The sequence below is a fragment of the Vibrio penaeicida genome, from assembly GCF_002933855.1.
Classification (GTDB): Bacteria; Pseudomonadota; Gammaproteobacteria; order Enterobacterales; family Vibrionaceae; genus Vibrio; species Vibrio penaeicida_A.
The window spans coordinates 121,276-133,208 of the sequence record NZ_BFAQ01000034.1 but is presented as its reverse complement, the minus strand read 5'-3'; the positions used below and the strand labels follow the sequence as shown (position 1 = coordinate 133,208).

Sequence of the window (11,933 nt, the reverse complement as noted above, 5' to 3'; positions counted from 1 at the left end):
AGGGTTCTATTGCCCTAATCTTTGACGGTATGATGAATAATATCGTCGAGTTGCTGGCACAGTGTGTCGAGCGACTCGTCATCCAATGAAATCAAAAGGTCGTTCACCCACGTTTCATGGGCTTTCGCTTGAACTTCAAATTCTTTACGACCCAACTCCGTTAACGACACACAAGAGGCTCTGCGATCGTTTGGCATTACAGCTCTTTCGACGAACTCGTCTTCTATCAGCCTATCGATAATGCCCGTCACATTGCCGCCAGAAACGCGCAACGCTTTGGATAAGTCGCTCATTTTCATCCCTTCTTCGTAACGTGCCAGCGTTGCTAGCACATCAAACCGAGGAAGTGTCGAGTTGAACTCAACTCGAAAATTCTGCCGAAGTTCCGACTGAACAGTTTGGCTGACGCCGAGGATTCTGAGCCATAACCGAAGACGCGACTTAGATTTTTGCTCATCGGTATTCATTATTGATTTTTTCAATTCACTCATGCGCTTAAGACTCTCTGTTTGGCAAATCTGTGTTTGCTAATTCTCTGTTTACTAAATGCTGGAGCTGTTCTTTACCTGATTGATATGGGCTTGGCCATGCCTGCTCTTTATCTTGTATGAGCGCGGCTTGCCTATTCGTCCAGTAAGGGTCTGATAAGTGGGGTCGACCTATTGCAACGAGATCGGCACGACCTGCGAGCAAGATGGAATTCACATGGTCAGCTTCGTAGATATTCCCGACGGCCATGGTACTGATATCCGCTTCATTGCGTATTTGATCGGCAAAAGGCGTTTGGTAAAGGCGGCCGTACCTTGGCGCGACTGAAGACGTGGTTTCACCGGATGAAACCACAATGATATCAACGCCTACTTGTTTAAGCATGGCGGAAATGTCCACGGCTTCATCAGGTGTCACCCCCTTGTCGCCAACCCAGTCACTGGCAGAAATGCGAACAGACATCGGTTTCTTCCTTGGCCACGCTTGTCTAACTGCTGTGACCACTCGAAGTGGAAATTTCATCCGATTTGCAAGTGATTGGCTACCGAATTGATCCTCTCGTACGTTGGTTAGCGGCGATATGAATGACGCTAATAAACCACCATGACCCGCGTGAATTTCCAGCATGTCGAATCCAGCACGTTCCGCCCTTCTCGCGGCAATAACAAACTGCTCACACACAATATCCATGTCGTATTCGGAAAGCGGTTCTGGCGTTTCACTGCTAGGCGACCACGGTACATTAGAAGCGGATTTCAGCGGCCAGCCTCCTGAGTTCAATGGCTGGTTCTCGGCTTCCCAAGGTAATTGAGTCGAAGCGCGAGCGCCCGCATGACCTAGCTGACAGCAGGTTGCCGCTTGAGTTTCTTTATGCACAAATCGGTTAACCCTGTTCCAACCTTCGATCTGAGAGTCGTGATAAAGCCCAGCGCAACCGAGTGTGGGGCGTCCCTCTTCAGACACCGACACCATTTCTGTGCACACCAACCCAGCGCCGCCTTTTGCTCTCTCACCGTAATGAATCAAGTGCCAATCGCTAATATGCCCTTCGATGCTTTTGTATTGAGCAATGGGAGAAACCACAACACGATTCACCAATTCCAAGTCACGCAGAGAAAACGGGGTAAACATCGGGGAGCGAACACAATCTGAATCGGTGCCACCAGCCTGTTTGCAAAACCAAGCTTCTGCATCGGCAAGCCAATTTGGATCTCTCATTCTCAGATTTTCATGCCCAATTCGCTGTGAGCGAGTCAACATGGCGTAGTTGAATTGCTCTAAATCAAATCCCAAATAACGATGAACGTGTTCAAACCATTCTAATGAATTGATTGCGGCCGACTGAATCCTAAGTACTTGTTCTCGACGTTCACTTTCATACAACTGGAACGCATCTTGGATGGAGCCTTCTTGATTCAAATAAGTTGCTAGGGCAATGGCACTTTCCATCGCCAGTTTCGTACCGGAACCAATGGAAAAATGCGCCGACGCAGAGGCATCCCCCATTAAGACAATATTGTTAAAGCTCCATTTCTCACACAGTAAACGAGGGAAGTTGATCCAAGCAGAACCTCGAATGTGGTTGGCATTGGTAATGAGAGGCTGACCGGATAGGTGGTCTTTGAAAATTTCCTGACAAACTTCGATAGATTCTTGTTGGCTCAACTCCCCAAATCCATAGTTTTGCCATGTCTCTTCATCGCACTCAACAATGAACGTCGCCATCTCATCGTCAAACTGATAGGCGTGTGCCCAAACCCAGCCTTTATCGGTTTCCACAAAAATGAATGTGAACGCATCATCAAACTTTTGTGGGGTCCCTAGCCAAACAAACTTGCATGGTCTCATTTCCACATTAGGTTTGAATTCCGCTTCGTGCGCTTGTCTTGTTTTGGAGTTCAAACCATCGGAAGCCACAACAAGATCGTATTCTTTCGCTAACTCTTCGGCAGGGCGTGATTCGGTGGCATAACGAATTTCAATACCAAGCTCTTCCGCTCGTTTTTGCAAAATGTTGAGTAGCCTTAAGCGTCCTATTCCACAAAACCCATGCCCAGTGGAAACAATTTTCTCGTCGTTTCGAACGAGCGCAATATCATCCCAATAAGCAAAATTATCCCTTATTGCTTCTGCACTTAGTGGGTCATTTTGTGCAAAGTTATCGAGTGTTTCAGCTGAAAATACGACCCCCCAACCAAATGTGTCATCAGCACGGTGTCGCTCAAAAATGACCACTTCTGATTCAGGGTTGCGCAGTTTCATTGATATTGCGAAATACAGACCTCCTGGTCCACCTCCGATACAAGCGACTCTCATTTTCGTGCTCCTTGCCTTGATGAATTGATCAAAAAGTATACAATCAAGAAAAATACTTCAAGTTTAAAATATATACACTTAAAGTAAATGTGATCTGTGTTGTTATGCTGTTTTTATAGAATTTAAAGAATTATATTTCCAATCAAGGACTTTAGAGGTATTGAGAAATTTCGAAAAAAAATCGCAGGGATCTTAGGTGCATATGGGGATTTCCAATGCATAAGAGATGCATTTCACTACAACAGTAAACTTAGGCTCTTTTTGCCTAATAGCTTGATAGTAAGCCATACTAAAATGCAAGGAGAGCAGCTATGAAAATCACATCTTTAAATAATAAAATATCGACAGAAAACATTGAAAATAATGAACTTTTCATAGAGTACGCATCAGAAGAAAATTTTAAGAATACAATCGAAACCCTTGACATTCTTGCAACTAAAATTAATGAAAAATTTCAATCCTATGGCGTGAACCGTTCATCCATCAAGACGTTAACGATTTTTGTAAAATCACTCGATGATTTCCATAACAATGCGGACGAAATAGATAAGCTGCTCAGATTCAAGCTAGCAGGAAATATTGGTGAGGTAGCAATAATTGAACACGAAATGGTTGCGTTAGAAGCCGCGATTGTACGAGAACCTCTATCTGAAGAGGTTGTGTATCAGGGGTACACAAAAACAGCCCTCTTTGATCAGTACTACACTTTTTTAACCGCCCCAGATGCACCAAAAATCATTCGCAATTGGGTCAATACCCAGCCCTCACCTGATTGTGACAAAACAGAAATGGTGTTCGGCGACTCTCCCTATCACCATTCATTGGATCTTTTTACCCCAAAGCAACGAAACAAGAAATTGCCCTTGCTAATCCATATCCACGGGGGCTATTGGCAGTACACGGACAAAGAAATCTACGTCAAAGTCGCCAACTCTTTTACTGAATCCGGTGTTGCCGTAGCAAACTTAAACTACCCCCAAGCCCCAGATGTTCCTATGAGTGAGATCATAGAATCGTGTCGGAAAGGTATTCGCGCTTTATTTCTCGCAGCAGACGAGCATGGTATCGACCCACATGCGATAACTGTTGCTGGTCACTCCGCAGGCGCGCACCTTGCTGCAATGATGGGGCTGACTAATTGGTCGATGCTCGATCCCGCGATGCCTCGCAATATTTTTCAAACCGTTATTTGCTTTTCAGGTCTCTACGATTTGGAGCCATTATCTATCGTTATGCGCGATCGGTTGAAGCTCGATCTAACACAGTTAAAAGACACAAGCCCTATTCATTGCGGCGCTGTTGAACCCGTCAATTTCCACCTTTATGTAGGAAAAAATGAAAGTGATGAATTTCAAAGACAAACCGATATTTTTCTGGAATACATACATTCAAACGGCATGGTCGGCAGCAAGGTAGTGCTACCGAATAAAAATCACTTCTCTGCCGTTGATGAGTTCTATTCCGAGTCTACTCAAACCTTCTTTGATTGTTTGGAATTGATTATGAATAGTAAAAAATAGAAGAAGAAAATAATGAAAATAAGAGAAGTGGAGAAGAGATAAAAAATCCCACTGGGTTATACCCAAGTGACCTCAAGATACAGGGTTCAGAGCCTCATAGTCTGTTCCAGTTCAAGGAGAAGAACGCAGTGGAATGACGGGTCCTTTCCAAGTTCTTTGACGATGAAATGGGGCAGAATATGGGCTCCCAAGGGCGAGTTTAACTGGCTTTCATACTGCGTTACCGATTCTTGATTTAGAATGACTAGATCTTCATATCGGTGCCTTGTCTGAAAGCCAGTTCAATCTCGCTGAACCAAGCATCTTGAGGTTACTTGGGTATAATGGGATTTAAAATCGATTACTCTAATGGTTCTGTCGGAGCCTGCGATTTTGGTTTCGCTTCTGCGAACAGGACGTGCTCAAGCTCACCGTGATTTCCGTCAATGCTTTCACCAAAATGGAAAATATTAAATTCCCCTGGCTTCATACGGTGCCAAGCCTCATTGTCGGTTAACGGCTGAGTTGCGATGACAGAAACAACATCATTTGGTGTCGTTTCTTTCTGAAAATCAATGGTGACATCTTCATCGATAAGGCTTGCTTTACCAAACGGTGCGCGTCTTGTTATCCAATACAGGTGATTCGTGCAATAGGTCATCACATACTCACCATCACTGAGTAACATGTTAAACACGCCAAGCTCTCTCAGTTCATCGCAGCACTCTGCTACAAACTTAAACATGCCAACCATGTCTTGTGGTGGTTCTGGATAACGGTCTTGCAAGCGATTGAGTAACCAACAAAATGACAATTCACTGTCTGTTTGCCCAACAGGTCGAATGAATCCTGTTTTTAATTTGTCGTATCCACTCAATTGCCCATTGTGTGCAAAGGTCCAGTAACGCCCCCAAAGCTCTCTAGTAAAAGGGTGAGTATTTTCTAAGTTCACTCCCCCTCGGTTGGCTTGCCGAATATGGCTAATGACGGCTTTACTTTTGATCGGATAATTCTGCACCAGTTCAGCAATTTTAGACTTGCAGCTCGGGTTTGGGTCCTTAAACGTCCTAAACCCTTTCCCTTCGTAAAACGTGATTCCCCACCCATCACGGTGTGGTCCCGTATTTCCGCCTCTTTGCATCAGCCCTGTAAAACTAAAACAAATGTCTGTTGGCACATTGGCGCTCATTCCGAGCAATTCGCACATAAGTACTGGTACTCCTTTATTCCATTTCTTTTTCGATAAGCTGAATAACGATATGAATAATTTTTATATGAATTTCTTGGATTCGATCAGCGTAACCAAAATGAGGTACTCTGATTTCTATATCAGCTAAACCAGCCATCTTTCCGCCATCTTTACCCGTTAAGGCGATGGTTTTCATTCCTTTTGCTTTTGCAGCATCAATGGCTTTCAAAATATTGCCCGAATTACCAGACGTTGAAAGACCAAACAACACGTCGCCTTTTGAACCTACCGCTTCTACATAACGCGAAAACACCGATTCGTAACCGAAATCGTTGCTTACACAAGAAAGGTGGCTTGGGTCTGAAATCGCGATACCCGGGTAGCCTGGGCGATTTTCACGATATCTTCCTGTTAATTCTTCAGCAAAATGCATTGCATCACAATGCGAACCCCCATTTCCACATGACAGCACTTTGCCACCTTGTTTGAAAGAGTCGGCGATTAATTTGGCTGCACTTTCTATCTGTTTGATGTTTGCATCATCACTTAAAAATGCGTTCAGTACGTCGGCAGCTTCTTGCAGTTCATTTTTTATTAGGTCTTGGTACATGGTTTTCTCTGAATAGTTGTTTGCTTTCAGCCTTCCAATGTGGAGAGCCAACCCTTTCCTATACTCAAGCAATTTGAGTACATATCCCCAAACAATTCGAGGTACGGGAGTTCCGATTACCTTTCCCCTAAATTTTACCGATTATTAAATTCGTGTCGATAGCAGAGAGCAGAATCCTCTCAATTGTAGTGAGAATTTGTCGCTTGAAATAAAACTGGTTACTCGCACATCGGATCGCGATCAAATCTTGAACAAATAACAGTTTTACAAGTCAGTAACATCTAAGTTACAATCTACATTAACTGGTATGACCTCTTACCTGAATAAGGCAGTAGACTGCCAATTAAAAGGATAATAATTATGGATATCTTGCTCTCTACAATTACGTTGGTACTAGCCGTAGGGCTAGTGCTCTATCATCGAACGTCGCTCGCTGTTTCTCTACTTATCATTGGTGCCGCACTAATCGGAACAACTGTTCTTGGCTGGACAGGCGGAACAAGTTGGATTGTATTTATCGTATTGAGTGCCATCGTTGCGATTCCGGCTGTAAGACAGCCTCTGTTCAGTGCCAAAGCGCTTAAGTTCTTCAAAAAAGTCCTTCCTGCCATGTCTCAAACAGAAAAAGAGGCATTGGATGCGGGTACCGTTTGGTGGGAAGCGGAGCTATTTAAAGGTAAGCCAGATTGGCGCCAGCTTCAATCAATTAATAAGCCCACTCTGACAAAAGAAGAGCAAGAATTCATTGATGGTCCGGTGAACGAAGTGTGTGCGATGACAAGTGATCATCAGGTCACTCATGAACTTGCCGATCTTCCTCAAGAAGTTTGGCAATACCTTAAAGACAACAAATTCTTCGCCATGATCATTAAAAAGCAATATGGCGGTTTGGAATTTTCTGCCTATGCTCAATCTTTGGTATTACAAAAGCTCACGGGCGTGTCAGGCGTGCTTTCCTCCACGGTTGGCGTACCTAACTCTTTAGGTCCTGGTGAACTACTTCAGCACTACGGAACCGAAGAACAAAAAAACCATTACTTGCCAAGACTCGCTGTCGGTAAAGAGATCCCTTGTTTTGCTTTGACGAGCCCAGAAGCTGGCTCGGATGCAGGTTCTATCCCTGACTATGGTGTGGTTTGCAAGGGTGAATGGGAAGGAAAAGAAGTGTTGGGAATGCGCCTAACATGGAATAAGCGTTATATCACTTTGGCTCCTGTCGCCACCGTTTTGGGTTTAGCATTCAAACTGCAAGACCCAGATGGGCTATTAGGTAAAAAGCAAGACCTTGGTATTACTTGTGCGTTGATCCCTACCAATATTGATGGTGTTGAGATCGGTCGTAGGCATTTCCCATTGAATGTTCCATTCCAGAACGGCCCTACCAAAGGTAACGATGTCTTTGTGCCACTCGATTTCATTATCGGCGGTCCTAAAATGGCTGGGCAAGGCTGGCGTATGCTGGTTGAGTGCTTAAGTGTTGGCCGTGGTATTACGTTACCTTCAAATTCAACCGGTGGCATCAAAACAGCAGCGTTAGCAACTGGGGCGTATGCTCGAATTCGTCGCCAGTTCAAGCAACCTATTGGTCACATGGAAGGGATAGAAGAACCTTTAGCGCGCCTTGCTGGTAATGCTTACGTTATGGATGCCGCAAGCAGCCTAACGGTAGCGGGCATCGACATGGGGCAAAAGCCATCAGTTATTTCCGCTATCGTGAAATACCATTGTACCCACCGCGGACAACAAAGCATCATCGACGCCATGGATATTGTCGGCGGCAAAGGTATCTGCCTAGGTCCATCCAACTTTTTGGCTCGTGGCTATCAAGGTTCGCCCATCGCCGTTACGGTTGAAGGCGCAAACATTCTGACACGTTCGATGATCATTTATGGTCAGGGCGCGATTCGTTGTCACCCTTACGTTTTAGAAGAGATGAATGCCGCTCATTCAGATCAATCAGACGCGTTAGCTAAGTTTGATAAAGCGCTCATGGGGCACATTGGGTTTACCATGAGCAACTTAGTACGCAGCTTCTGGCTTGGTGTTACGGATGGAAGAGGTTCAGACAGCCCTACCAGCGATAAAACTCGCCGTTACTACCAGCAGCTTAATCGCTACAGCGCGAATATGGCATTGTTGTCCGATATTTCTATGGCGGTTCTGGGTGGCTCACTAAAACGAAAAGAGCGCTTAAGCGCACGTTTAGGCGATATTCTAAGCCAGCTCTATTTGGCGAGCGCAACGTTAAAGCGTTTTGAAAACGAAGGGAAGAAAACGGAAGATTTGCCGTTGCTTGATTGGGGAATGCAAGACAGCCTGATCCAAACTGAAGTCGCAATTGATGAATTCCTAGCAAATTTCCCAAGCCCTTGGTTAGGAAAAATGCTTCGAGTCATCATCCTGCCATTTGGTCGAATTAGAAAGTCACCTTCAGACAGTTTAGATCATAAAGTGGCTGCAATCCTTCAAGTGCCAAGTGAAACACGTTCTAGAATCGGTCGTAACCAATATTTATTACCAACAGAAAATAACCCTGCGGGTAAGTTAGAGTATGCGTTAGAAATTATTTTAGAAGCAGAACCTTTATTTAATAAAGTCTGTAAAGCTATAGAGAAAAGAAAACCATTTACGCAACTGGATAAAATAGCAAACATAGGAATTGAAAATAATATTCTTTCTCAAGAAGAGGCTAATTTATTGGTATTGGCCGAACAGCTCAGATTAGAAACCATCAACGTGGATGATTTCGACTTCCACGCCCTTGCCGCTACTCCTCATTTACCATCCAAAATGGACGAAGTCGCGTAGGTCGTTTCTCTCCGGTAAGTATTAGGTTAGCGAGACCTAGCCTAATACTTACCTAAACAATTACTTAGCCTTCCCTTAAAACCCTCTCAAACTTAAGACAAACATTACCTGTCTCAAAAATAGTACAAAAAGGCAATAGAGATCTTCCTCCAAATAATCCAGAATCACTTCGACAAAAATTTACATACCAATACGAATTACAAACTATTCGCACAAGCCAATTTTTACTGGTTTGAATAAAAGTTTTACTGGTTTGAATAAATAGTCAGTTTGTTAGCACTTATATTCTCAATTCAAATTTTAAATGAGTTGGTAATATTTAAACTCGCTAATTTAACAATAATTAATATCTAAATAAGCAAGAACTTAAATTAAATCCATTTAAAAACGAAAGTTGTTTATTAATTTCATTAGCTCTCAGAGGGAAGAGAATAATGCTAAGAACTCCATTAGTGCTATCCACCATAATATTAGGTGTGGGCATTCAAGCGCCAGTCCATGCGACAGCAAGCGCATCCGCACCTGCGAAAGCGTGTATTGTTAGCCGAGATACAGGCGCAAAATACTGTTTAGAAGCTGGACAGCGTTCAGGCTACTCCTTGCCATCTTACATTCGTGGTCATGATGTTGATGTTATTGCACCTGAAGGACTAGGTGTCATGCTCAGTGACTGGGATAACCTTTCTTACAATCGTCTTGCTGTTTTCGAACGTCATACTCACAACGAAGCGATGGAACACGTTTTAGCCCGTAATGGGCGCTACCTCGACTTCTCTAATCCTCGCTCAATGAGAGTAGTTAATACAGCAACACCCGACGAAGCATGTATCGTTAGCCGCCAAACCGGCGCGGAATATTGCTTGAAGGCAGGTCAACGATCTGGCTACTCGCTACCTTACTACATTCGTGGACATCAAGTGGATGTGATCGCACCCGAGGGCTTGGCTGTCATGCTGAGTGACTGGGATAACCTGTCTTACAATCGTTTGGCGGTTTTCACTAAAGACACCAACAACGAAGACATGAAGAATGTTCGTGCGTATAACGGACGAAATCTTGATTTCTCTCACCCACGTTCAATGCGTGTTTTATCTCGTGCTACCGTTCCAGCGAATAAGCAGCTGATTCAAGACTTCAACGATTTTACCGATCAGTATGATCGTGGCTCTTGGGGACTGGTTGAGTTCGACAACAATGGTCAACCTGTTACTGAAGATGATAAGGCAACGTTTGTTGAAGGACGCGAAATCTTGTTCCAAGTGAGTTGGACTGAGCGTACTCTGCGCAAACTATTGAGTGATGAAAGTTTCGAAACATTGAAAACCAGTGTTGGCGTTGACAAAATTCGCGAACTTGTTGAAGAGTATTGTCCAGCAAGACTTGAAGTGGGTACACATCGTACGTACGGCAGGCATTTTGCCCCAGGGCATACGTCTGAACTAGACTCAGGCAACTATCACTGTCAGCGCGGTACTTCAATTTATGTTGACGGAACAAGTTACCCACTGAACTTCTCTGGTCGTCAAGCTTCAACCGTTATCATTGAAAGCTTCTTGCCGACGGTTCCTGGTGCGACCTACGAGTTGGATGTGGATTACCAAAAACGTAACTACAGCACGAGCATAAACCCAGATCAGGCATATCGTGAATTAGTCGCGACAACAGCTGGTGATATTGAAAGCGTTACGGTTTCCGGTATTTCTGAAATTGAGCACGATAGCCACACCTCATACCTGCCTATTCTTCCTACCGTGAATGGATTAGACGACGTATACACACTGACTCAGGTGTTCAATATGTCTGATACGGGTATTGGTCAAAATGGTAGCCCAACTGGTTACACCTTCACACTGCCTTCGGATTCTTTCTCGGTTTCAGTGGAAGATGACGACAACTTGCTTGAAGACAACAATGGTTCGAACAACGTTGAAGGCTCACAGTCTCTAGACCCGACTCAACAGCGTTTAGCGGTTGCATTTGGTGCTTTCAACAAAGGCGCTTACATACATTCCCGCGCTTACCAAAACGCGACTAACTTGACGACAGGTCAGCATGGTCGTGTTTATCAGATTCGCGTGTCAAACAACTATGATCCGGCTACTGGTCGAATAGCTTGGGGAACAACCCACTGGGCATTCACGAACGACTTTATCGCCAGAAAAGGGGATACCATCAAGTTAACCAGCAACTTTACTGCTGGCGGTAACGTGAGTTTTGATAAGCTGTATGCATCAAGCGAAGCTCAGAATGAAGGGTTTAAGTCTGCCAAAATCACCTTTACCGCAGATCGCTTCTTTACGCCTATTTCACTAAGAGATACTGGTCACCCAGACTCATACGGTGTCTTAGTAACCAAAGTAATATCTGATGAAACGATGGCAAACCCATTTGAAGTTGCATGTCAGATGTTCCACCCGAACGATCCTGAACTTCAAAAAGAGTGTTTAACGTCTACGGGTAAGCCAACAGTTACACCTGAATCATGTAATTTGAGTATTGATGAAAACTTAGGGAACTTTGTGGTCAACAAGCCGGGTTACCGTGCGGAAAGTGAACCATTCCGTTACGTTCCACAAAATATCTTCCACAACAAGAATTACTATTCTGTAGGTAAAGGCGGTGTTGTAACACTGAATCTTGCATACAATGGTGTTTACTCGGGCTGTGATATCCAAGACAAAACCTTGTCGATGGATGAGTTCACAGGTAACAACTGGGATTTCCAACGATTCGCAGAGCAAGGTTTGACGAAAGTACTTCTTGCGTGTGAGCAGGACAATGAAACCGTGCTTAACTGGGAAACATTGGAAACCACTTTCCCAGATAACTTGCTGATCACAAACCATAAAATCAACAAAACGTTTAACGATGACAAGTACTCAAGCTGTAAGCTTCGCGCTATACGCTTTGTAGACAGAACTCATAAGATTCCGTCTTACCAACAAGGTTATAGCTCAATCAGCGACGGCTTCGATATTCGTAATCTAAAATTGAACTAATTAAAACAGTTCAACGAAAAACG

At 44.0% G+C, this 11,933-nt stretch carries 7 protein-coding genes; 3 read left to right on the top strand and 4 right to left on the bottom strand.

Annotated elements, in window-relative coordinates; genetic code table 11:
- Nucleotides 1-14: 14 nt before the first annotated feature.
- Entirely contained in the window at nucleotides 15-491 is a 477-nt protein-coding gene (locus tag VPNCDNU1_RS20320; protein WP_201797142.1) for a MarR family winged helix-turn-helix transcriptional regulator, read from the bottom strand.
- A 4-nt stretch (nucleotides 492-495) separates the two neighbouring features.
- Nucleotides 496-2,805: a bifunctional salicylyl-CoA 5-hydroxylase/oxidoreductase gene (locus tag VPNCDNU1_RS20315; protein WP_104402017.1), complete on the bottom strand. Its 2,310-nt coding sequence runs from the start codon at nucleotides 2,803-2,805 to the stop codon at nucleotides 496-498.
- Nucleotides 2,806-3,116: 311 nt separating this feature from the next.
- Between VPNCDNU1_RS20315 and VPNCDNU1_RS20310 the strand changes: the two genes are divergently transcribed.
- Nucleotides 3,117-4,325, top strand: a complete 1,209-nt coding sequence (locus tag VPNCDNU1_RS20310) for an alpha/beta hydrolase (protein WP_104402016.1) — start codon at nucleotides 3,117-3,119, stop codon at nucleotides 4,323-4,325.
- A gap of 340 nt (nucleotides 4,326-4,665) precedes the next feature.
- Here VPNCDNU1_RS20310 and VPNCDNU1_RS20305 read toward each other — a convergent pair whose 3' ends face one another.
- Nucleotides 4,666-5,511, bottom strand: a complete 846-nt coding sequence (locus VPNCDNU1_RS20305) for a class II glutamine amidotransferase (RefSeq protein ID WP_104402015.1) — start codon at nucleotides 5,509-5,511, stop codon at nucleotides 4,666-4,668.
- Between the two features lie 16 nt (nucleotides 5,512-5,527).
- On the bottom strand, nucleotides 5,528-6,103 hold the full coding sequence (gene lpcA / locus VPNCDNU1_RS20300) for a D-sedoheptulose 7-phosphate isomerase (protein ID WP_104402061.1): 576 nt from the start codon (nucleotides 6,101-6,103) through the stop codon (nucleotides 5,528-5,530).
- Nucleotides 6,104-6,463: 360 nt separating this feature from the next.
- Here lpcA and fadE point away from each other — a divergent pair, with 360 nt between their 5' ends.
- Both fadE and VPNCDNU1_RS28870 read left to right on the top strand, forming a co-directional pair.
- The gene (fadE, locus tag VPNCDNU1_RS20295) at nucleotides 6,464-8,911 is read left to right on the top strand and encodes an acyl-CoA dehydrogenase FadE (RefSeq protein WP_104402014.1); all 2,448 of its coding nucleotides are present in this window, start codon (nucleotides 6,464-6,466) and stop codon (nucleotides 8,909-8,911) included.
- A gap of 434 nt (nucleotides 8,912-9,345) precedes the next feature.
- Nucleotides 9,346-11,910: a hemolysin gene (locus VPNCDNU1_RS28870; protein WP_104402013.1), complete on the top strand. Its 2,565-nt coding sequence runs from the start codon at nucleotides 9,346-9,348 to the stop codon at nucleotides 11,908-11,910.
- The last annotated feature ends 23 nt before the right edge of the window (nucleotides 11,911-11,933 follow it).